General features: G+C 64.0%; 16 protein-coding genes and 2 tRNA genes. 6 read left to right on the top strand and 12 right to left on the bottom strand.

The window, feature by feature from the left end:
• The 8 genes from AC2FMD_RS14195 to AC2FMD_RS14230 form a co-directional block, all read right to left on the bottom strand.
• Complete coding sequence (locus AC2FMD_RS14195) at positions 1 to 2004, bottom strand: hydantoinase/oxoprolinase N-terminal domain-containing protein (protein WP_496742994.1); 2004 nt, start codon at positions 2002 to 2004, stop codon at positions 1 to 3.
• Between the two features lie 71 nt (positions 2005 to 2075).
• Positions 2076 to 3113 (bottom strand): tRNA epoxyqueuosine(34) reductase QueG, encoded by a 1038-nt coding sequence (gene queG, locus AC2FMD_RS14200; RefSeq protein ID WP_496683182.1) that lies wholly within the window; start codon positions 3111 to 3113, stop codon positions 2076 to 2078.
• A gap of 75 nt (positions 3114 to 3188) precedes the next feature.
• Positions 3189 to 3854, bottom strand: coding sequence for an FtsZ-binding protein FzlA (gene fzlA, locus AC2FMD_RS14205; RefSeq protein ID WP_496683184.1), 666 nt, complete (start codon positions 3852 to 3854; stop codon positions 3189 to 3191).
• Positions 3855 to 3912: 58 nt separating this feature from the next.
• On the bottom strand, positions 3913 to 4653 hold the full coding sequence (gene mtgA, locus AC2FMD_RS14210; protein WP_496742995.1) for a monofunctional biosynthetic peptidoglycan transglycosylase: 741 nt from the start codon (positions 4651 to 4653) through the stop codon (positions 3913 to 3915).
• A gap of 43 nt (positions 4654 to 4696) precedes the next feature.
• The gene (locus tag AC2FMD_RS14215; protein ID WP_496795138.1) at positions 4697 to 5542 is read right to left on the bottom strand and encodes a Hint domain-containing protein; all 846 of its coding nucleotides are present in this window, start codon (positions 5540 to 5542) and stop codon (positions 4697 to 4699) included.
• A 253-nt stretch (positions 5543 to 5795) separates the two neighbouring features.
• On the bottom strand, positions 5796 to 10328 hold the full coding sequence (gene gltB / locus AC2FMD_RS14220; protein WP_496795139.1) for a glutamate synthase large subunit: 4533 nt from the start codon (positions 10326 to 10328) through the stop codon (positions 5796 to 5798).
• Positions 10325 to 10762: a GFA family protein gene (locus tag AC2FMD_RS14225; RefSeq protein ID WP_496743000.1), complete on the bottom strand. Its 438-nt coding sequence runs from the start codon at positions 10760 to 10762 to the stop codon at positions 10325 to 10327. Before AC2FMD_RS14225 ends, gltB begins: the two co-directional genes overlap by 4 nt.
• 29 nt (positions 10763 to 10791) lie before the next feature.
• Positions 10792 to 12225: an NAD(P)-dependent oxidoreductase gene (locus AC2FMD_RS14230; RefSeq protein ID WP_496743002.1), complete on the bottom strand. Its 1434-nt coding sequence runs from the start codon at positions 12223 to 12225 to the stop codon at positions 10792 to 10794.
• A 228-nt stretch (positions 12226 to 12453) separates the two neighbouring features.
• On the opposite strand from AC2FMD_RS14230, the gene AC2FMD_RS14235 reads away from it, so the two are divergent.
• On the top strand, positions 12454 to 13257 hold the full coding sequence (locus tag AC2FMD_RS14235; protein WP_496743003.1) for an undecaprenyl-diphosphate phosphatase: 804 nt from the start codon (positions 12454 to 12456) through the stop codon (positions 13255 to 13257).
• Here AC2FMD_RS14235 and AC2FMD_RS14240 read toward each other — a convergent pair whose 3' ends face one another.
• Positions 13258 to 14241 carry a complex I NDUFA9 subunit family protein gene (locus AC2FMD_RS14240; RefSeq protein WP_496795140.1) on the bottom strand — a complete coding sequence of 328 codons (984 nt, stop codon included), beginning with the start codon at positions 14239 to 14241 and terminating at the stop codon, positions 13258 to 13260.
• Positions 14242 to 14452: 211 nt separating this feature from the next.
• Here AC2FMD_RS14240 and AC2FMD_RS14245 point away from each other — a divergent pair.
• Positions 14453 to 14539: transfer RNA gene (locus tag AC2FMD_RS14245), tRNA-Leu, on the top strand.
• A 421-nt stretch (positions 14540 to 14960) separates the two neighbouring features.
• On the opposite strand, the gene AC2FMD_RS14250 is transcribed toward AC2FMD_RS14245, so the two are convergent.
• Positions 14961 to 15037 (bottom strand) — tRNA-Arg (locus AC2FMD_RS14250).
• Positions 15038 to 15152: 115 nt separating this feature from the next.
• On the opposite strand from AC2FMD_RS14250, the gene AC2FMD_RS14255 reads away from it, so the two are divergent.
• Complete coding sequence (locus tag AC2FMD_RS14255; protein WP_496687741.1) at positions 15153 to 16178, top strand: LacI family DNA-binding transcriptional regulator; 1026 nt, start codon at positions 15153 to 15155, stop codon at positions 16176 to 16178.
• On the top strand, positions 16153 to 17397 hold the full coding sequence (locus AC2FMD_RS14260; RefSeq protein ID WP_496795141.1) for a winged helix-turn-helix domain-containing protein: 1245 nt from the start codon (positions 16153 to 16155) through the stop codon (positions 17395 to 17397). The genes AC2FMD_RS14255 and AC2FMD_RS14260 overlap by 26 nt, the downstream gene beginning before the upstream one ends.
• Before the next feature lie 25 nt (positions 17398 to 17422).
• Here AC2FMD_RS14260 and AC2FMD_RS14265 read toward each other — a convergent pair whose 3' ends face one another.
• Positions 17423 to 18121 (bottom strand): fumarylacetoacetate hydrolase family protein, encoded by a 699-nt coding sequence (locus AC2FMD_RS14265; RefSeq protein ID WP_496742891.1) that lies wholly within the window; start codon positions 18119 to 18121, stop codon positions 17423 to 17425.
• Between the two features lie 161 nt (positions 18122 to 18282).
• Here AC2FMD_RS14265 and AC2FMD_RS14270 point away from each other — a divergent pair, with 161 nt between their 5' ends.
• Together AC2FMD_RS14270 and AC2FMD_RS14275 are read left to right on the top strand one after the other, a co-directional pair.
• The gene (locus tag AC2FMD_RS14270) at positions 18283 to 19716 is read left to right on the top strand and encodes a pyridoxal phosphate-dependent decarboxylase family protein (RefSeq protein ID WP_496742893.1); all 1434 of its coding nucleotides are present in this window, start codon (positions 18283 to 18285) and stop codon (positions 19714 to 19716) included.
• Positions 19716 to 20483: an HpcH/HpaI aldolase family protein gene (locus tag AC2FMD_RS14275; RefSeq protein ID WP_496795142.1), complete on the top strand. Its 768-nt coding sequence runs from the start codon at positions 19716 to 19718 to the stop codon at positions 20481 to 20483. The genes AC2FMD_RS14270 and AC2FMD_RS14275 overlap by 1 nt, the downstream gene beginning before the upstream one ends.
• Positions 20484 to 20490: 7 nt before the next feature.
• Here the strand turns inward: AC2FMD_RS14275 and AC2FMD_RS14280 are convergent, their stop codons facing one another.
• Positions 20491 to 21633, bottom strand: a complete 1143-nt coding sequence (locus AC2FMD_RS14280; RefSeq protein WP_496795143.1) for a DUF3095 domain-containing protein — start codon at positions 21631 to 21633, stop codon at positions 20491 to 20493.
• Positions 21634 to 21643: the final 10 nt, after the last annotated feature.

Consider the following 21643-nt stretch of genomic DNA (forward strand, 5'->3'; position numbering starts at 1 on the left):
TCAGCCGACGGCCATCCGCGGGCGGCCGCTGGCTTCGACGGTCAGCATCGCCTCGACAAATACATCCTTGCCCTCGATCCGGGCGGTGCGGATGTCGCGGTTGACGATCACGCGGACATCCTGGGCACCGGCCTCGCGCACGGCGCTTTCGGTCTCGCGCCGCAGTTCAGCCTCCAGCAGGTCCAGCGCGGGTTCGGGCGTTGGGAAATCCTGCGGCCCGTCGTTCAGATGCACGCGGTACCGGCCTTCGGACGGAGCGGTCACCGTGCCCGCCCGGCGCATGGTCAACCGCCCCACGACGGCCCCGATCGCATTAGCCACCCCGGCATGGTCGGGCAGCACCATGGTACAGCGCAGCCGCTCACCGACCGCCGGGTAATAGCTTGGCGCCGAGGCCCCCAGCCCGACCACATCCACGTTCATCTTCGTATCCAGCGCCAGCAGACCGCGATGCCCGCGCAAGCCCCGCCGGGTCAGCACATGGCGCGCCAGATCCTCGGGCGGCAGGCCGAACGCCTCGGCCTCTTCTGCAAAAGCAGTCTCTAACAAGGTCAAAACGGTCTGTTCGGTCAACTGATCCACGATCATCCCGGCCAGTTCATCGGCCGAGCCCGCCAGTCGGTCGCCCGACCCCACACGCCGGCGCGCAATCAACTCCAGCGCCTTGCGCGCGGCATCGGCATCCCAATCGGACAGACGCCCCAGAACGTGGCTGGCATCCGACGGCGTCACCCCCGAGACCTGAACGATCCCGCGGTCCACCAGCCGGGTCAGAGCACCGTTTTCCATCCGGGTGCGCAACAGGGCGCTCAGGGCCAGAACCTTGTCCCCCAGCCGCTCCAACAGCCCCGCCTCGCGCGGACCCAGACCCTCGGCGTGGATGCCGGGCACACGGCGGGCGAAACGGGTATCGTGCTCGCCCACCGTGGTCGCGCGCAACTGCTCGTCCAGAGCGGCATGGACCACTTCGGGCGCCTGGGCCGCGATCAGAGACACCGGCAGCACCCGGCGCGGACCGAGGAAAACGCCGCCGCGCAGGCCCTCGGTCACCACATGCACCTGGCTGTCACCGCCCAGACCATGAGTGCGCATCGCCACCGCCTCGACCATGGTGCGGAACCCGCCAACCCGGGCGCCCGCCGGGTCGATCGCGGGTTTACCATCGCGGATCAGCGCCACATCGGTCGTCGTCCCTCCGATATCCGAAACCAGCGCGTCCTGAACTCCGGTCAGCCACCGCGCGCCCACGATCGAGGCCGCCGGACCGCTGAGGATGGTCTCGATCGGCCGTTCCCGCGCCTGCTCGGCGCTCATCAAGGCTCCGTCCCCACGCACCACCATCATCGGCGCGTCGATGCCCAGCTCGTGCAGAACATCCTGAGCCCGGCCGATCAGGCGGTCGATCATTCCGATCAGACGCGCGTTCAGCACCGCCGTCACCGCACGTTTCGGCCCGTTCAGCTTGGCCGACAACTGATGCGAGCAGGTCACAGGCGCGCCGGTCTTCTCGGTGATGATCCGCGCAACCTCAAGCTCATGCGCGGGGTTGCGCGTGGCGAACTGGGCCGCGACCGCAAACCCGGAAATCCCGGACTGCTGGTCCAGAAATTCGGTCAACGCCCTTGTATCCAACGGCGCGGCCTCGGCCCCGGCATGGCTGTGCCCGCCCGCGATCACCAGCGCCGGGTCGCCCTTCAGCGCATCGCGCAGCCCATGCCTGTCCAGATCACCATCCCGAAACCCAACATATATCAGCGCAACGCGCCCGCCCTGCCCCTCGACCAGCGCGTTCGTGGCCAGCGTCGTCGACAGCGACGCCATCGAGATCTGGCCGGGTGCGACCTGCGCCCGGTCCAGCACCGCCTGGATCGCCCGCCCGACGCCGATCGCAAGATCCTCGCGCGTGGTCAGGGACTTGGCCGAGGCGATCACCTCTTCCTCGTCCCGGATCAGCACCGCATCGGTGTAGGTTCCACCGGTATCCACGCCCAAAGCCAACGCCATCGGGGTCTCCATCCTGTTCGCAGTCACGGGTGTAGCGGATTGAACCGACGCGTCCAGCCTGTTTGCGGCATTCACGACAGTTGTTCGACCGCCCAGCGCGCCGCGTCGGCCACCGTCGGATCGGGATCCTCGGTCAGCGCCTGCGCGACCGGAATCAACTCGGCCGACCCGGAATTGCCGATGGCATACAGAACGTTGCGCACGAACCGGTCGCGCCCGATCCGCTTGATCGGAGACCCCGAGAACTTGTCCCGGAACGCCGCATCGTCCAACCCGGCCAATTCCGCCAGCGGCGGCGCCATCAGGTCTTTGCGCGCGGCATAGCGGATGTCGCTGGCCGCCACCGCGAACTTGTTCCACGGACAAGCGGCCAAGCAATCATCACAGCCATAGATCCGGTTGCCCAGCTTGCCGCGCAGCTTTTGATCCACCGGCCCCTTGTGCTCGATGGTCAGATAGGAAATGCAGCGCCGCGCATCCAACTGATAGGGTGCCGGGAAAGCATCCGTCGGACAGGCATCCAGACAGGCCCGACACGACCCGCAATGATCCACTTCCGGTGGATCTGCCGGCAGGTTCAGAGTGGTGAAAACAGACCCTAAAAAGGCCCAATTGCCCCAATCGCGGCTGACCAGATTGGTATGTTTGCCCTGCCACCCCAGCCCGGCCGCATGGCCCAGTGCTTTCTCGGGCACCGGCGCGGTATCGACGAACACCTTTACCTCGCCGCCAGCCTCGGCAATCAGCCATCGGGCCAGCCGCTTCAGCCGCTTCTTGACCAGATCGTGGTAATCCCTGTTCTGCGCATAGACCGAGATCGCCCCGCGATCGGGTCGCCCCAGAACCTCGGTCGGATCATGATCCGGCGTGTAACTCTCGGCCAGCATGATGACCGAGCGCGCCTCGGGCCACAGCTTCGCCGGATCCCCCCGCCAATGGGTCCGCTCGGCCATCCAACCCATTTGCCCGTGATAGCCCGCCGCCAGAAAGGCGGCCAACCGCGCAGGCACCTCCGGTACGTCCCACGGGCGGCAGATCCGGCACGACACGAACCCCTCGGCCCGGGCCTGCGCCACCAACCTGTCCTTCAATGCTGTCGCGCTGTTCATCTGGCCCAAAATATCCTCGGGGGTGAATTGGCCCAACGGGCCAAGAGGGGGCAGACAGCCCCCTGAGCCAACCTATCAGAAATCAAGGTCAGCGTAATGGGCAGGCGGGCGGAATCCCGGTACTTGGTCCGCAAGGATCGATCGGAATGCCGGGCGTGATTTGATCTTGGCGTACCAGTCCTTGACCACCTGGCTGCGGTTCCAGTCCACGTCTGAAATATAGTCCAGCGCCGAAAGGTGCGCCGCAGCTGCAAAATCGGCCAAGGTCATCTGATCCCCCGCCAGCCAGCGCCGCTGATCCAGCAGCCAGGCCATGTAGTCCAGGTGGAACTTGATAGCCCGCGCGCCCTCTTTCACATTCCTGCTGTCCGGATAGCCCTGCCCGGTCATCTTCTTGTTCACCCGTTCGTACAACAGCTTCGACGTCACCTCATGGTGGAACTTGTCGTCGAACCAGTTGACCAGACGGCGCACCTCGTACCGGGCTTCGGGTTTGCGGGGCATCAGGGCGGGGTCCGGGCGGGTTTCCTCGATATATTCACAAATCGCGGTGCTTTCTGCCATGATCCGCCCATCCAGCCGCAGAACCGGGACTTTTCCGGCCGGGTTACGACGCAGGAAATCCGGATCCTTCTCCCAATATTTCTCGGAGACCAGCTCAACCTCGATCTTCTTTTCGGCCAGCGCCAGACGGACCTTTCGGCAAAACGGGGAAAGGGGAACGTGAAACAAACGCGCCATGAGAGTCCATTCGATCCAGTGAATACCGCTCAGCAATAGCCGCTGAGCGGCAAGGGTTTCAATCCTCGAAACAATCGGCGCGGCCATCTGCGCGGATGGTGGCCGCCCCATCCAGTATCGCGGCGGCCCGCCGGCGGGTATAGACCGACGGGTCCGTCACCGATCGCGCGCGCGGCGCGGGCAGGATCGCGGCCAGGCGGGCGGCCTGCACTGGGCTCAGCTCCGCGGCGCTTACACCGAAATTGCGGCGCGCCGCAGCCTCGACCCCGAATAGCCCCTCTCCGGTTTCGGCCACATTCAGATAGACTTCGAGGATCCGCTTCTTGCTCCAGAAAATTTCGACCACCGGGGTCAGCACTGTCTCCATCGCCTTGCGGACCCAGCTGCGCCCCTGCCACAGGAACACGTTCTTCACCAACTGCTGCGTGATGGTCGAGGCGCCGCGGTTGCCGCCATCCTCCAGCGCGTCTCGGATGGCGTTCACGTCGAACCCCCAGTGCAGGCAGAAATTGGCATCCTCGGCCGCCACGGCCGCACGGGCCATGACCGGGGCAATCTCCTCGATCGGCACCCAGTCGCGCTCGACCTTGCCCAGACGGCGCCATTCCGACCAGATCGTGTGGGTGATCGGCGGGTTCACCACCGAATAGATCAACACCAGCGCCAGAAAGACGCCGGCAACCGCCAAAGCGCCGCGCACCACCCATCGCCGCATACGGGGCAGGAGCGTCCGAGTCTTTTTCGGCCGGGTCGCCTGTTTCTTTTTGCCGCTGCTCTTGCGGGCCGCTTTCTTCGCCATGGGTCCGCTATACGCCGCGCAGCCGAATTTTGGAACGGCTTTGTCAGCCGAACAGCTGCGCATCGCGTGGGCGGATGACCGGGCGCGCGGTCTTCAACATGCCCAGATCCGCACGGTCGAGTTCGGGGAACAGATCGAAAAGCTCGCGGCAGGTATCCCGGTCGGATTGCGACAGGGCATGTCCGGGGTAATAGCTTTCGCTTCTGGCACCATTTGCCGTCACGATCTCGTGCTGATCGAACAACAGATGGTAATAGGTAACGTCTCCACCCTCGACCCGGGTCACGCTGGTGCCATTCACAAGGCAATGCGCGGCGATCAGGATTTCGGGATAGCCATAGAAGTACTCGGCCCGCCAGTCGTCGATCAACATCCGGTGCTGCGGCGAAACCAGTGTTTCCCGATCCAGCCCCAGAACACCGGCGGCAAACCGGATCGGTGCGGTCTTTCCGACGGCCGGCACGCGGGTCTTTCCGACCCACAGCAACGGTTTGGCACCGTTGTCGACGGTCAGAACCAGATCGCCGGCGCTCAGGTCCTGAATCGGCGTTGGGCCGTTTGGCGTCTCGATCAACGTATCGCGCGTGAAACAGGGCGGCCCCAGCTCACCGGGCACAGTCAGGGGACCTTGCGAAGAAACGAATGACGTGGACACCAATGTGCCCTGCTGCAGCACCTGCCCATCCGTCGGAGTGAACACGCGGCTGCCATCGGCCAGATAGAAGGTGATGCCGGTGTAAGTCACGTTCCCCGTGCCGGGCACGTTGACCGTGACTGTGTCGCCGGGCCACGAATTGGTGACATCCTGACCGTTGACCGAGTCATTGTCGAACCGGTCGATGTCTCCGTCATCATTCTGATCGATCAGATTGTATTTCTGGACCACCATAACAGTCCCTGCCGCAGGCGGGCTGAAGGGATCAATGATAAAAAACTGATCGAGATAGGTGGTCGGCATTCCCAAGGCTCCTGCGATTTCTGCGACCTTATCGAACGATTGGCCCGATTTCACGATGATTTTGTGGCGCAATTCGCCCATAACCCCGCCTGCGAGGGCGGTCACCCGGACGTCTGCCCGCATGAAAACAAAGAACCCGCGCGCCGGGCTGCGGCACGCGGGTCTTGTTCGGGTTCGGCCCGGGTTACTCGGCCGGAACCGCCGTCGCCTCGTGGCTGAGCGGATAGGCCAGCTTGTTCAGCATCTCTTTCGGGCAGATTTGCAGGAAATTGGCCTTTTCCACGTCCCAGTGCTGCAGGATGTCGGCGGCCTTGCGGCTGCCGGTTTCCGTGGCGTGGCGCTCGATCAGCGATTTCAGCTGCATCTCCCAATGCTCGACCGTTACGGGGGAGGTCACCAGGGTTTCCATGTTCATCAGAAGCTGCGCCTTGCCTTCGGGGTCGTACAGATAGGCCATGCCGCCCGTCATCCCCGCGCCAAAGTTCGCGCCGATGTCCCCCAAGATCACCGCAACCCCGCCGGTCATGTATTCGCACCCGTTCGAGCCGCAACCCTCGACCACCACCTTGGCCCCCGAGTTGCGCACGGCGAACCGCTCGCCTGCCCGGCCAGCCGCGAACAGGTACCCGTCGGTCGCGCCGTAAAGAACCGTGTTGCCGATGATCGTGTTCCGGTCGGCCTGCAGCGGGCTGACCTGCGGCGGGCGCACGACGATGGTGCCGCCCGACAGGCCCTTGCCCACATAGTCGTTGGCGTCGCCCGACACCTCGAGCTTGAGCCCCGGCGCGGCGAAGGCGCCCAGCGACTGACCGGCTGAGCCTTGCAATTTCACATGCAGATGGTCCGGCTGGAACGTGTTGCGCATGCCGAAATTCTGCACGATGTGGCTCGAGACCCGGGTGCCCACCGTCCGGTGCGTGTTCTGCACCGCGTAAGACAGCTGCATCTTTTCGCCGTCCTTCAGGAACCGCGCCGCGTCGCGCACGATTTCGGCGTCCAGCGTGTCGGGCACCTCGTTGCGGGGCTTGTCGCGGTCATAGACGATGTTCTGGGCGCCATCGACGGTGATCAGCAGCGGATTCAGGTCCAGATCGTCCAGATGCGCCGACCCGCGGCTGACCTGCGCCAACAGATCGGCCCGACCAATGATCTCGTCCAGCGACCGGGCGCCGATGCTGGCCAGAATCTCGCGCACTTCCTGCGCGTAGAAGGTGATCAGGTTAACCACCTTGTCGGCATTGCCGGTGAACTTGGCGCGCAGGGATTCGTCTTGCGTACAGACGCCCACTGGGCAGGTGTTCGACTGGCACTGGCGCACCATGATGCAGCCCATCGCGATCAGGGCGGCGGTGCCGATGCCGTATTCCTCGGCCCCCATCATCGCGGCCATGACGATGTCGCGCCCGGTGCGCAGGCCGCCATCGGTGCGCAGGGTCACCCGGTCGCGCAGGTTGTTCATCGCCAGAACCTGATGCGCCTCGGTCAGGCCCATTTCCCACGGCAGGCCGGCATATTTGATGCTGGTCGCGGGCGATGCCCCGGTGCCGCCATTGTGGCCCGAGATCAGGATGATGTCGGCTTTGGCCTTGGCCACCCCGGCGGCGATCGTGCCCACGCCCGAAGACGCCACCAGTTTCACAGTCACCTTGCAGCGCGGGTTGATCTGTTTCAGGTCATAGATCAGCTGCGCCAGATCCTCGATCGAGTAGATGTCGTGATGCGGCGGCGGCGAGATCAGGGTCACGCCCTTGGTCGAGTGACGCAGGCGCGCGATCAGATCGGTGACCTTCATGCCGGGCAGCTGGCCGCCCTCGCCGGGCTTGGCGCCCTGGGCCACCTTGATTTCCAACTCTTCGCAGTGGTTGAGGTATTCGGCGGTCACGCCGAACCGGCCCGAGGCCACCTGCTTGATCTTGGCCGAGGGGTTGTCGCCATTCGGCTCGGGCACGAAATGTGCGGGATCTTCCCCACCTTCACCCGAGTCGGATTTCGCGCCGATCCGGTTCATCGCCACGTTCAGCGTCTTGTGCGCCTCGGGGCTGAGCGCGCCCAGCGACATGCCCGGCGTGACGAACCGCTTGCGGATCGAGGTGATCGATTCGACCTCTTCGATCGGGATCGGCTTGCCCAGCGGTTTGAAATCCATCAGGTCGCGCAGATGGATCGGCGGGTTCGCCTGCATCTTGGCCGAATACTGCTTCCACAGCTCGTACGAGGCGCGGTTGCAGGCCATCTGCATCATGTGCATCGAGGTCGCTTCCCACGCATGGGTCTCACCGGATTTGCGGGCCTTGTAGAACCCACCGATGGGCAGAACGTCCAGGCCGCTCTCCCAGCCCTTGGCGTGGATTTCCTCGGCCTTGGCCTGAATGCCGGTGACGCCGATGCCGGAAATCCGGCTCGTCATGCCGGGGAAATATTCGGCCACCATGGCGCGGCTCAGTCCCACGGCCTCGAAATTCAGGCCGCCGCGATAGGACGAGATCACCGAGATGCCCATCTTGGCCATGATCTTCAGCAGGCCCTGGTCGATCGCCTCGCGGTAACGCGCGACGGTTTCGGTCAGGCTGCCTTCCAGCAACCCGCGTTCGATCCGGTCGGCGAGCGAATCCTCGGCCAGATAGGCGTTGACCACGGTCGCGCCACAGCCGATCAGCACCGCGAAATAATGCGGGTCGATGCATTCCGCCGAGCGTACGTTCAACGAACAGAAGGTCCGCAGACCCTGACGGATCAAGTGCGAATGAACCGCGCTGGTGGCCAAGATCATCGGCATCGCCACTTTGCCGGGGCCGGAATACTGATCGGTCAGAACCAAGTGACCCGCGCCCGAGCGCACGGCCTCCTCCGCCTCGGCTCGGATTCGCGCCAGCGCGGCGCTCAGCGCGCCGGGACCCGGTTCGAAGGTACAGTCGATCTCGGCCAGCGGCGCATCGAAATTCGCCACCAGTTCTTCCCACTGAGCATTGCCGACAAAGGGGCTTTCCAGCACGATGATCTCGGTCTGGCTGCTGTCCTCGTCCAGCACGTTCTTGAGGTTGCCGAACCGTGTCTTCAGCGACATCACACGGTATTCGCGCAGGCTGTCGATCGGCGGGTTGGTCACCTGGCTGAAATTCTGGCGGAAGAAATGGCTGAGCGGTCGGTACTGTTTGGACAGAACCGCCGAGGGCGTATCGTCGCCCATCGAGGCGATGGCCTCTTTGCCGTCCTCGGCCATAGGGGCAAGGATCTGCTCCAGCTCTTCGACCGTGTAGCCCGCCGCGATCTGGCGCTTGCGCAGCTCTTCACCGGTGAACAGCGGCCTTTCGGCGACCTTCGCCAGCTTTTCGTCCAGATCGTTGATCTTGCTGACCCATTCGCCGAACGGCAGGGCTGCGGCCAGCTTGTCTTTGATCTGCTTGTCGCGATACAGCTTGCCCTTTTTCATATCGACGGCCAGCATCTGGCCCGGACCCAGCGCGCCTTTCTCGACAACGCTGGCCTCGTCGATCGGGACCATGCCCGCCTCGGACCCGGCGATTACCAGACCGTCGCCGGTGACCACATAGCGCATCGGGCGCAGGCCGTTGCGGTCCAGCCCGGCGCAGACCCAGCGGCCATCGGTCATGGCCAGCGCGGCGGGGCCGTCCCACGGCTCCATCACCGAGTTGCAATAGGAATACATGTCGCGCCAGGACTGCGGCAGTTCCACCGCCTGTTTCGACCAGCTTTCCGGCACCAGCATCGTCTTTGCCATCGGGGCCGAGCGGCCCGCGCGCACCAGAACCTCGAACACCGAGTCTAGCGCCGCCGAATCCGACGATCCGCCTGCGATGATCGGCTTGATGTCTTCGGCATAGTCGCCAAAGGTTGCCGAGGCCATGCGGATCTCGTGGCTTTTCATCCAGTTGATGTTGCCCTTCAGCGTGTTGATCTCGCCATTGTGGGCCAGCATGCGGAATGGCTGCGCCAGCCACCATTGCGGGAAGGTGTTGGTGGAATAGCGCTGGTGATAGATCGCAAAGGCCGACTCGAAACGGTCGTCCATCAGGTCGGGGTAGAACACGGCGACCTGCTCGGCCAGCATCATGCCCTTGTAGATGATCGACCGGCAGCTGAGCGAGGCCAGATACAGACCTGAAATCCCCGCGGCGGCGGCGGCTTTCTCGATCCGGCGGCGGATGACGTACAGCTCGCGCTCGAACGTGTCCTCGTCAACGCCCTTGGAATTCGAGATCAGGATCTGCTCGATCTCGGGCCGGGTCGCGTTGGCCTTTTCGCCCAGGCAGGTGACATCCACCGGCACGTGGCGCCAGCCATAGATGTAGTAACCCATCCGCAGAACTTCGGTTTCCACGATGGTCCGGCAGCGCTCCTGCGCGCCGAAATCGGTGCGTGGCAAGAACACCTGCCCCACAGCGATCAGCTGGTCCATCTTGGGCTCGTGCCCGGTGCGGCGGATCTGGTCATAGAAGAAGGGGGCCGGGATCTGCACATGGATGCCCGCGCCGTCGCCGGTCTTGCCGTCGGCATCCACCGCACCGCGGTGCCAGATTGCCTTGAGCGCATCGATCCCGGCCTCGACCACCTTGCGGCTTTTCTTGCCGTCAACCGAAACCACCAGGCCGACCCCGCACGAGGAATGCTCTTCCTGCTCGGAATAGAGACCGTTTTCGGCCATCCACTTGCGCTTGGCTTCCTCGGCCCGGACCCAATCGGCATCATATTTCGTCATTGGCTGTCTCCTTCTTCCGACGGGGCGTACATGGCCATGACCTCGGCTTCGGTCATATGGCGGCGTTCACCTGCGAACGCGTAACCCTCGGGCTTCTTGTCGATGTAGAGTTCAAGTTTGAGCGTGTTGCCGGCCGCGTTGTCGAACAGGCCGGCCGCGATCTGTGTCTGGCCGTGCATCTCGCCCGGCAGGGTGATCCGGTACCACAGGGCCGAGCCGCACTCCTCGCAGAAGGCGCGTTCGGCCCAGTCTGACGAGGTGAAGGTCTTGACCGGCCCCAGCGCCGCATAGCCCGGCTGTGCCGGAAAGGTGACCAGCACACTGCTGGTCCAGCGGCGGCACATGTCGCAATGGCAGGCGCCCAGCGCGTCGCGGGCGGGGGTCGCGGTCACGGTGACCGCGCCGCACATGCATTGGCCTTGCAATTCGGGCATCCTGTCGCTCCTGTCGCTGGGCTGCGGTGTCACTCGGCCGCAAGCGCGGCCTTGCCGTTGAACCGGTCGATGATGGCCTGCGCGCAGTCACGCCCGTCGCGGATCGCCCAGACCACCAGCGAGGCACCGCGCACGATGTCACCGATGGCATAGACGCCGTCCATCTCGGTCTCGCCGGTCTCGAACGCGGCTTTGATGGTGCCCCAGCGGGTCACGGGCAGGTCGGGCTGGCCGAACAGGGTGGGCAGGTCCTCGGGCTCGAAGCCCAGCGCCTTGATGACCAGATCGGCCTCTTCGACGTAATCCGCGCCTTCGATTACTTCGGGCGTTTGGCGGCCAGTCGCGTCGGGTTGGCCCAGGCGCATCTTCTGCACTATTACACCGGTAACGCGCTCATCGCCCACGAACCCCTTGGGCGCGCTGAGCCATTCGAAGATTACGCCCTCTTCCTCGGCGTTCTGGGTTTCGCGCTGCGAACCTGGCATGTTCGCCCGGTCGCGGCGATACAGACATTTGACTGAGGTCGCGCCTTCGCGGATCGCGGTGCGCACGCAATCCATCGCGGTATCGCCGCCGCCGATCACGACCACCTTCTTGCCCTTGGCGTTCAGACGACCGCTGTCATATTCCGGCACCGTGTCACCAAAGCTTTTGCGGTTCGAGGCAGTCAGGAAATCGATCGCCTTTTCGATGCCGGGCAGACCGCTGCCGGGCATGGACAGATCCCGCGACTTGTAGACGCCCGTTGCAATGATCACGGCGTCATGCTTGGCGCGGATCTCGGCGAACTTGGCCGCATCCACGTTGCAGTTCAACTCAAAGGTCACGCCACCCTCGGCCAACAGCTCGTTGCGGCGTTGAACCACGTCCTTTTCCAGTTTGAAGCCCGGAATGCCATACATCAGCAACCCGCCCGCGCGGTCATAGCGATCATAGACCGTGACCTGGATCCCGGCCCGGCGCAGCATGTCCGCCGCCGCCAGACCGCCGGGGCCGCCACCGATGATACCCACGCTTTCGGGGCGCTCGGCGGCTGGCGAGACCGGCTTGACCCAACCTTTGTCCCACGCGGTGTCGGTGATGTATTTTTCGATCGCGCCGATGGTCACCGTTCCGTGGCCGGATTGTTCAATGACGCAGTTGCCCTCGCACAGGCGGTCCTGCGGGCAGATGCGACCGCAGATCTCGGGGAAGGTGTTGGTGGCCTGGCTGGTCTGATAGGCCTCCTCCAGCCGCCCCGTTGCGGTCAGGCGCAACCAGTCGGGGATGTTGTTGTGCAGCGGGCAGTGCGACTGGCAATAGGGCACCCCACACTGGCTGCAACGGCTGGCCTGTTCGGCGGCCTTTTCCGCGGCGAACTCGGCATAGATTTCGTGGAAGTCATCCTTGCGGTCATCAGCAGCACGCTTTTGGGGCATGTTACGATCGATCTGCACGAATTTCAGCATCGGTTGCTTGGCCACGGTCAGACTCCATGAATTGGCTTGGTCGAGTTTCTTTAGGCGACAGCTTTTCGAATGAAAAGTCAACTGTACTGACCTAAATTCAAAAAAATGCTGGAAATGCGCCGTGAGCACCCAGATTTTTTTGTTTTTTATGTCCGCTTCGGACCCATCTCGGCGCTTTCCTTTTCATCATGCCAGTTATACCCATTGCGGACAAAGAAAACGTGACAGCGGGCAGGTGTGCGGATGAGTCTTTTTCAGCTGATTCTGGTGGCGATCATCCAAGGTATCACCGAGTTTCTACCGATCTCGTCCTCGGGCCACCTGATCTTGCTACCCAGCCTCACCGGGATGGACGATCAGGGCCTGGCCATCGACGTGGCGGTGCATGTGGGCACCTTGGGCGCGGTGGTTCTGTATTTCTGGAGCGACGTTAAGCTGGCCCTTGCAGGCCTGCCCCGTGCGTTGCGCGGACGCATCGACACCCCGCAATCGCGATTGACCTTGGCCTTGATCGTGGCCACCATCCCGACCGTCATCGTCGGTGCCATCCTGCACCTGACCGGGCTCAGCAGCGCGATGCGGTCCGTGGCGGTGATCGGATGGACGATGCTGGGCTTCGGGCTGCTGCTGTACTGGATGGACCAGAAAGGCCCCCAGACCAAAGAGGCCGCCGACTGGGGGTTGCGCGATGCGGTGATCTTGGGCCTGTGGCAGGTTCTGGCGCTGATTCCCGGCACCTCGCGGTCGGGGATCTGCATCACCGGCGCGCGCCATCTGGGCTATACCCGCGAGGACGGCGCGCGCATCGCGATGCTGATGTCGATCCCGACGATCCTCGCCTCGGGTGCTCTGCTGTCGCTGGACGTGATCGATCAGGCCGATACCCAACTGGCCAAGGACAGCGCGATTGCCGCCGTGTTCGCCTTCGTCTCGGCCCTGCTGGCGCTAAGCCTGATGATGCGGCTGTTGCGCAGCGTCAGCTTCACGCCCTATGTGATCTATCGCGTGATCCTGGGCGTTGTCCTGCTGAGCATCGCTTACGGCTGATCAGGCCCGCAGGTTTCGGGCCGAGTTCTGGATCTCGTCGTACTGTCCCGACGGGCGGAACTTCCACAGGTATTCCGGCAGCACCGATTCAAGCGTGGCCGGCTCGATCCCCAGATCGGCGAAACCTTTCGCCCCCTCCGACAAGACATTGTCGCGGCGCAGATTCTTCAGTTGGTCGCGGGTCAGGATGTTGTTCGGAAACAGCTGGAAGCTGACGAATTTCACGATGTCCAGAACCCCGGCCATGATCCGCCCCACCCAGAACGGCAGGCCGATGATGATACGGCTGCGGTGGATCACCCCAAGCATCTGCTGCATCAGCTCGCGGAAGGTTTTGACCTCGGGGCCGCCCAGCTCGTAGTTCCCCGGCTCGGCCTGCACCAACACGCCCTTGATCGCGGCCTGCGCCACGTCATCCACATAGACCGGCTGGAACCGGGTGTCGGCACCGAAAATCGGCAGAAACGGCGACATCCGGGTCATTCCCGCGAACCGGTTGAAGAACTGATCCTCGGGCCCGAAGATCACCGAGGGCCGCAGGATGACGGCGTCGGGCATATGGGTCAGAACGCCGGCCTCGCCCTGTGCCTTGGTGCGCGCGTATTCGCTGTCGGAATCGGGATCCGCGCCTATGGCCGAAATATGCACCATCCGCTTGATTCCCTGCTGCGCGGCCAGACGCGCGATCCGCTCGGCCCCTTCGGCCTGCACCGCCTCAAAGCCGTTCTTGCCCAAATCGTTCAGAACACCGACGCAGTTCACCACCGCATCCGCGCCCCGCATTGCATTTGCTACCGAAGCGTCGTCGCGGATGTTGCACAGGATCGGCTCGACCTGCCCCACGACGCCATAGGTCTTGACGAAAATGGCCTCGTTCGGGCGCCGAACCGCGACGCGGACGCGCCACCCTTCATTCGCCATGCGCCGCGCGACATAGCGACCGACGAATCCCGATCCACCGAAAATCGTGACCAGTTTGGACATGACAGCGCTCCTACTGTGTGGGTCTTGATGTGATCTAACGTCCGCAAGCGCTGCAAACAAGGCGCAATAACGCCGCGCAAGCGACGAAAACCCCGCATTTGACCCAGGGGTCCCGAACCGATTTCGGCGGCGGCAAAAAAACTTTCAAAAATCTGTTCGAATCCTGTTGACGCCCCCCGCGACTAGGCTTAAACGCCCCTCCACGACACCTGCCCAGGTGGCGGAATTGGTAGACGCGCTAGCTTCAGGTGCTAGTGTCCGTATGGACGTGGAGGTTCGAGTCCTCTCCTGGGCACCATTCCCCTATAACGAAAAATTTCCCAAAACGCGGTATTACCGCAAGCTGTCTTGATGTGGCCACACAGGCTTGTTGATCGGGAAATCATTGTTCTATCGGACTGGCGGCTCAAGATGCGCTGGTGATCGAACCGGACACGGGCGGAGCCCGCCACACCGTCATGGTAGTGGGGGTGGGTCTGAAGGGTTTCGGAGCCTGCATGGCTCCAGTGGCGCAATCCGGGGCGACGTGTCAAATCAGGGGGTGACGGGGAGCGGATGGCGAGCAGCTCGAGCGCAAGATGATTCCTCTCAACCCATTGTTTTTAATCTATATTTCCTGCGGAAAGCCGGCTATCGCACCATCCGGCCAACCACCTTGCGCGCTCTATTTCGTTCTTTTGCGCGGACAGTTGGCTATTTTGACAACATTTTGATTTTTATGGCGACCCCGGCAGGATTCGAACCTGCAACCTGCCCCTTAGGAGGGGGCTGCTCTATCCAGTTGAGCCACGGGGCCGCGCGGCGCCTTCTCTAGCCGGGTTTTTCCCGCTTGTCATGACCTTTGCACAACAGTTGAACAGATTGCCCCGTTCGCGCTAGCATCGGGGTAAACAACAATGCAGGTATCCCCGGTGACAACAGAAACGAAACGCCCGCTTACCCTCCGTGATGTCTCTGAAGCATCCGGTGTGTCGGAAATGACGGTCAGCCGGGTCCTGCGCAATCGGGGCGATGTGTCCGAGGCCACCCGAACCCGGGTTCTGGCCGCCGCGAAAGAGCTGGGGTACGTGCCCAACAAGATCGCCGGTGCACTGGCCTCGAGCCGGGTGAACCTAGTGGCGGTGATCATCCCGTCGCTGTCGAACATGGTCTTCCCCGAGGTGCTGACCGGCATCAACCAGGTGCTCGAGGATACCGAGCTGCAGCCCGTGGTCGGCGTCACCGACTATCTGCCGGAAAAAGAGGAGAAGGTTCTGTACGAGATGCTCTCGTGGCGTCCCTCGGGCGTGATCATCGCCGGGCTGGAACACACCGAGGCCGCGCGGGCCATGCTGGATTCGGCGGGCATTCCGGTGGTCGAGATCATGGATACGGACGGCAAGCCTGTGGACGCGATGGTGGGCATTTCGCATCGCCGGGCCGGGCGCGAGATGGCGCAGGCGATCCTGAAGGCCGGGTATCAGCATATCGGCTTCATGGGCACCAAGATGCCGTTGGACCACCGCGCGCGCAAACGGTTCGAGGGCTTCACCGAAGTTCTGGGCAAGCACGGAATCGAGATCGAGGACCGAGAGTTCTATTCCGGCGGTTCGGCCCTGGCCAAGGGGCGCGAGATGACCAAAGCCATGCTCGAACGCTCCCCGGATCTGGATTTCCTGTATTACTCCAACGACATGATCGGCGCAGGCGGGCTGCTGTACCTGCTTGAGCAAGGTATCGATGTGCCCGGGCAGATCGGTCTGGCCGGATTCAACAACGTTGAACTGCTGCAGGGTCTGCCGCGCAAGCTGGCGACGATGGATGCCTGCCGATTGGAAATCGGGCGCAAGGCGGCCGAAATCATCGCCGCCAAGCGGGCCGATCCCGACGCCGAGATCGAGACCCGCATCACCCTTACGCCCAAGATCAGCTATGGCGACACGCTCAAGCGGCGCTGAGGCACCCGCGCGACCCCGGCTGGACAACCGAACCGCCCGTGCGTTGTTCATGGACCGCCACGCGCTGGCGGAACAACCCGCAGGTCCGGCCAAGGGGCCCGACCTGCTGCACCTGATCCACCGGCTGGGGTTCGTGCAGCTCGACAGCATCAACACCGTTGCCCGCGCTCATGACATGATCCTGTTCTCGCGCCGCCCGTCCTATCGGCCGAACGACCTCAAGCGCTTGTACGAGCGCGACCGCGGCCTGTTCGAACACTGGACCCACGACGCCGCCGCGATCCCGATGGCGTTCTATCCGCATTGGCATCTGCGCTTCCAGCGCGACGCCGAGATGCTGCGGGCCCGCTGGCGCAACTGGCGGCGCGACGGGTTCGAACAGCAGTTCGAGACCGTGCTGCGGCACATCCGCGACCATGGCCCGGTATGCTCGGCCGATCTGGGTCAGGATGAGAAAAAGAGCTCGGGCGGCTGGTGGGATTGGCATCCCTCGAAAACGGCGCTGGAATACCTATGGCGCTCGGGCGCGCTGACGGTGGTGGGGCGCCGAGGGTTTCAAAAGCAATACGACCTGACCGAGCGCGTGATCGATACCCATCTATGCCCCGGCGTGATGGAGTGCGACCATCACGCGACGGTGGACTGGCTGTGCCGCGCGGCGCTCGACCGGTTGGGCTTTGCCACCTCGGGCGAACTGGCCGCCTTTTGGGATACGGTCACCCCTGCCGAGGCGAAAGAGTGGTGCAAACAGGCTCTGACACGGGGTGATCTGCAGGAAATCGAGGTGGAATGTGCCGATGGTCGAATGCGTCGCGTGTTTGCGCGGCCCGATCTAACGGACCGGGCTGCCGACCCTGCCCCCGCGCCGGGGCGGATCCGTGTGCTCAGCCCGTTCGACCCGATGCTGCGCGACCGCAACCGCGCCCAGCGCCTGTTCGGCTTCCACTACCGGATCGAGGTCTTCGTGCCCGAGGCCAAGCGCACCTATGGGTACTACGTCTTTCCGCTGCTCGAGAAAGACCGTCTGATCGGACGGATCGACATGAAGGCCCATCGCGACGAAGGCACCTTGCGGGTCCGCGCCCTGTGGCCCGAGCGCGGGGTCCGGTGGTCGCACGCCCGCACCCGGCGGCTCGAGGCCGAGCTGGACCGGGTGCGCCGGTTTGCCGGGCTGGATCGGGTCGTCTTTGACGCAGACTGGCTTCGCGCGCCTGTTTGAGCAGCTGAAAAACCCTTCTTAGGGTCTATTCCGCCGGCCCGAGGGTTAGGCGGACGGGGTCCAGCCCGTCGATACCGCCGGTCAGCACGTCTCCGGCGACAACCGGGCCGACACCGGCGGGCGTTCCGGTCAGGATTAGGTCGCCGGGCCGCAGGTGATAGAACCGGGACAGGTGCATGACGATCTCGTCGATCTGCCAGATCAGTTCGGACAAGGTGGCGTCCTGCCGGACCTCACCGTTGACGCTCAGATGGATGCGAATGTCATCTGTCGCCGCCCAATCGGCGGCTCGGGTCAGCGGTGCGAAGACCGCGCCGTTTTCCACATCCTTGCCCAGATCCCAGGGGCGCTGCTTGTTGCGCTCGCGGATCTGCAGGTCGCGCCGTGTCATGTCCAGCGCGCAGCAATATCCGAACACGGCATCCCAAGCCTGCTGCGACGTCGCCTGAAACACCGGGCGACCGATGGCCAAGGCCAGTTCCATTTCGTGATGATAATTCTCGGTTCCCGGCGGGTAAGGCACGGTCTGCCCGGTCAGAGTGGCGTTCTGCGGGGACTTGGTGAAATAGAACGGCGCCTCACGGTCGACCTCGTTTCCCATCTCGGCCGCATGGGCGGCATAGTTCCGGCCGACGCAAAAGATGCGCCCAACCGGATAGGTGGTATCTTCGCCTGATACAGGGATCGCCAAGGGGTCGGGCAGGGAAAACAGAGGTCGGGTCATGGCGTGTCCGTTTGTGGCCGTTGCCCGCAGCATAGACACCACACCCGGACGTTCAAGCATTCCGGGCAGTGGTGCGCGAGGGGCTGTTCGGAATTTCGATTGACCTGCGCCGCAGTGTGTCCATCACTATCGCGGAAAAGATGCAAAGAAATAGGTGACCGATGGAATGGAGTGAATTCTCGGACTGGGGCAAGCGGGTGGCCGAATGGGCACAGCATTATCACCAGACCGTCGGCGATCACCCCGTGCGCGCCCGGACCCGGCCGGGCGACGTGCTGAACGCCCTGCCGCCCGCCCCGCCCGAAACCGGCGAGTCGATCGAGGGGATATTCGAGGATTTCGAACGGATCGTGATGCCCGGCATCACCCATTGGCAGCACCCGCGCTTCTTCGCCTATTTCAACTCGAACGCCTCGGCGCCGTCGGTGCTGGCCGAGTTTCTGGCCAGCGCGATCGCGCCGCAATGCATGTTGTGGCAAACCTCGCCCGCGGCGACTGAGATGGAAACCCGGATGATGGACTGGCTGCGGCAGGCGCTGGACCTGCCCGAAGGGTTTGCCGGTGTGATCCAGGATTCGGCCTCCTCGGCCACGCTGGCCGCCGTTCTGACCATGCGGGAAAAGGCGCTGAACTGGCAGGGCAACCGTCAGGGCCTGTTCGGGCAGAAACCCTTGCGCGTCTATTGCTCGTCCGAGGTGCACACATCGGTCGACCGCGCCATCTGGGTCGCCGGGATCGGGCAGGACAACCTGGTGCGCGTCCCGATCAAGGGTGACTGGCGCGGCATGGACCCTGCGGCGCTCGAGGCCACGATCCGGGCCGATCTGGACGTCGGCCTTCACCCCGCGGGGGTGATCCTGTGCGTCGGCGGCACCGGAACCGGCGCGACCGATCCGGTGGATGAGTGCCTGAAAGTCGCGCAGAAATACGGGCTGTACACGCATGTGGATGCGGCCTGGGCCGGGTCGGCGATGATCTGCCCCGAATACCGCCACTATTGGCCGGGGATCGACCGGGCCGACAGCATCGTTTTCAACCCGCACAAATGGTTGGGGGTTCAGTTCGACTGCTGCGCGCATTTCCTGAAAAACCCCGACGATCTGGTGCAGACGCTGGCGATCAGCCCCGAATATCTGAAAACCCATGGTCAGGACGGGATTATCAACTATTCGGAATGGTCGGTGCCGCTGGGCCGCAGGTTCCGGGCGCTGAAACTGTGGTTCGTGATCCGCGCCTACGGGCTGGAAGGGTTGCGCGCGCGGCTGCGCAACCACGTCAACTGGTCGCGCGACCTGCATGACCGGCTGGCGGTCGAGCCGGATTTCCGGATCGTCACCCCGCCCATGTGGTCCCTGTGGACTTTCCGCTATGAGCCACCCGGCACCGCGGATCTGGACGACCTGAACCTGCGGCTGGTCAACGCCATCAACGATGACGGCCGCATCTATCTGACCCAGACCCGAGTCGATGGCGACATCGTCATCCGTTTCCAGGCCGGCCAGTTCGAAACCACCGAGGAGGACGTCCGGATGGCCTTTGACGTTATCACCCAAATCGCCCGCACCTTGCCCACACCCCCGAAGGAGGACAACTGATGCCCGCCCCCAAAAACCCGTTCAAACAGGCTCTGACACAGGGCGAAATGCAGATTGGCTGCTGGATGAGTTTTGCCGAGCCCGTCACCGCCGAAATCATGGGAACCGCCGGGTTCGACTGGCTGGTGATCGATGGCGAACATGCCCCAAACGACATCCGCTCGATCCGCGATCAGCTGATGGCGCTGGCCAACAGCCGCTCGCACCCGGTGGTGCGGGTGCCCGTGGGCGAGACCTGGCTGATCAAGATGGTGCTGGATGCCGGCGCCCAGGCCGTTCTGGTACCGATCGTCGAAAGCGCCGACCAGGCGCGCGAACTGGTGCGTGCCTGCCGCTATCCGCCGACAGGCGCGCGCGGCGTCGGGGCGGCGGCGTCGCGGGCGACGATGTACGGTCAGGTCGGCGACTATGTGCAGACCGCCGATGACGAGATCTGCCTGCTGGTGCAGGTGGAAAACCGGGCGGGTCTGGCCGCGCTGGACGAGATCCTGCAGGTCGAGGGTGTGGATGGTGTGTTCATCGGCCCGGCCGATCTGTCCACTGACATGGGATACCAGGGCGACAGCACCGCGCCCGAGGTCCGCTCGGCCATCGCCGATGCGCTGAAACGGATCCGGGCCGCAGGCAAGGCGCCTGGCATTCTGGGCACCAATGATGAAGCGGTTCAAGCGTATCGGGACATGGGCGCGAAGTTCCTGGCGGTCGGCATCGACGTCATGCTTCTGGCGCAGGCGGCGCGCGGGCTGGCCGCGAAGTGGAAGGCCTAGAGCCGGCTCAACCCCGCATCACGGCGGCAGCCCGTGCATAGCCGCCCGAGGCGCCATCGACGAAATGCACATGATCGTCGCGGGTGGCGGCGGGGACGACGCAGGTCATCATCGCCTCGTGCTGGGAATGGATGCCGTACCGAACCTTGCCGCGCCCGCGCGCATCGTCGAGCAGCCGGGTGATCCGCGACAGGGTCTCGCCGTCGCAATCCAGCGTCATCTTCAACCCGTCATCGAATTTGCGGAAATCCGCATTTCGGCTGACCATGGTCTTGTAGTGGCCCGGCTCAAACTCGCCCAGTCTCTTGCCCGTTTTGAACAACAGCCAGATCAGCAGGTTCTGTACCAGCAGCGCGGCCTTGCGCACCGCCAGGTTGCGCCCCGCGCGCGAGACATGAGCATCGAGCGCCAGCCCCGGCGGCGGCCATTTCATTGGCGGTCCTCCAGCCGGCACGGGATGACCCGCGCGCTCCAGCGCCTCGGCGGCGGACAGGACCGATTGGGCCAGATCGGCAAAATCGCGTTCGGTCGCGCGGGCGGTCGGCTGGATGACCAGCGACACGATCTGCCCGTGCCGGGCCGGGCTGTTGGACCAGCGGCAGGACAGGCCCGTCAGGTCGGGTTGTGCGTCGGATCCGGCGGGCGGAACCTCGTACCGGCCAGCCTTCATCTGCGCCTCGGCCCAGGCCAGCCCGCCGCCGGTGAACATAGCGTAGTCCACCCCTGAGGACGGCGCATGGCGTGCCACCCGCAGGTCGTGCCCTGCCGCGCGCAGGTCGGACACGGGCACCAGGGCCGCGCGCAGGGCGATGTCGAACTCGGCCGCGGCCCAGCTGCGCAGCGCCGCCAGCGTGGCGCGTGCCTTGGATTCGTGTTCGGGCGCGACGGCGAATCCGGCCCCGTCGCCGCCGAATACATACGGGAAATTCTGACCGCCCAGCGCGTTGAGCATACCCGAGATCACCGCCGCACCCACCGTGTTCACGGTTTTGTAGCGGCCACGGGCGATTTCGCCGGTCGAGTCCACGATATCGGCCACCCCGACGATCCAACCGTCCGGGACCGGCGTGAACCGCGCCGGGTCGGACAGGGCAAGAAAATCGCGCGTGACGGGAATCCGGTCATAGAATCCCAGATCGGCGTCTTTCATCGTCCCTCCC

It is taken from the genome of Ruegeria sp. BHSC276 (assembly GCF_059612945.1).

Coding starts and splice junctions, on each gene's coding strand:
- AC2FMD_RS14275 (WP_496795142.1), top strand. CDS start 19,716: ATGCCCGCCCCCAAAAACCCGTTCAAACAGGCTCTGACACAGGGCGAA.
- AC2FMD_RS14195 (WP_496742994.1), bottom strand. CDS start 2,004: ATGGCGTTGGCTTTGGGCGTGGATACCGGTGGAACCTACACCGATGCG.
- AC2FMD_RS14265 (WP_496742891.1), bottom strand. CDS start 18,121: ATGACCCGACCTCTGTTTTCCCTGCCCGACCCCTTGGCGATCCCTGTA.
- AC2FMD_RS14240 (WP_496795140.1), bottom strand. CDS start 14,241: ATGTCCAAACTGGTCACGATTTTCGGTGGATCGGGATTCGTCGGTCGC.
- AC2FMD_RS14270 (WP_496742893.1), top strand. CDS start 18,283: ATGGAATGGAGTGAATTCTCGGACTGGGGCAAGCGGGTGGCCGAATGG.
- mtgA (WP_496742995.1), bottom strand. CDS start 4,653: ATGGCGAAGAAAGCGGCCCGCAAGAGCAGCGGCAAAAAGAAACAGGCG.
- AC2FMD_RS14225 (WP_496743000.1), bottom strand. CDS start 10,762: ATGCCCGAATTGCAAGGCCAATGCATGTGCGGCGCGGTCACCGTGACC.
- AC2FMD_RS14260 (WP_496795141.1), top strand. CDS start 16,153: ATGGCGACACGCTCAAGCGGCGCTGAGGCACCCGCGCGACCCCGGCTG.
- AC2FMD_RS14235 (WP_496743003.1), top strand. CDS start 12,454: ATGAGTCTTTTTCAGCTGATTCTGGTGGCGATCATCCAAGGTATCACC.
- AC2FMD_RS14215 (WP_496795138.1), bottom strand. CDS start 5,542: ATGGTGGTCCAGAAATACAATCTGATCGATCAGAATGATGACGGAGAC.
- fzlA (WP_496683184.1), bottom strand. CDS start 3,854: ATGGCGCGTTTGTTTCACGTTCCCCTTTCCCCGTTTTGCCGAAAGGTC.
- gltB (WP_496795139.1), bottom strand. CDS start 10,328: ATGACGAAATATGATGCCGATTGGGTCCGGGCCGAGGAAGCCAAGCGC.
- AC2FMD_RS14280 (WP_496795143.1), bottom strand. CDS start 21,633: ATGAAAGACGCCGATCTGGGATTCTATGACCGGATTCCCGTCACGCGC.
- queG (WP_496683182.1), bottom strand. CDS start 3,113: ATGAACAGCGCGACAGCATTGAAGGACAGGTTGGTGGCGCAGGCCCGG.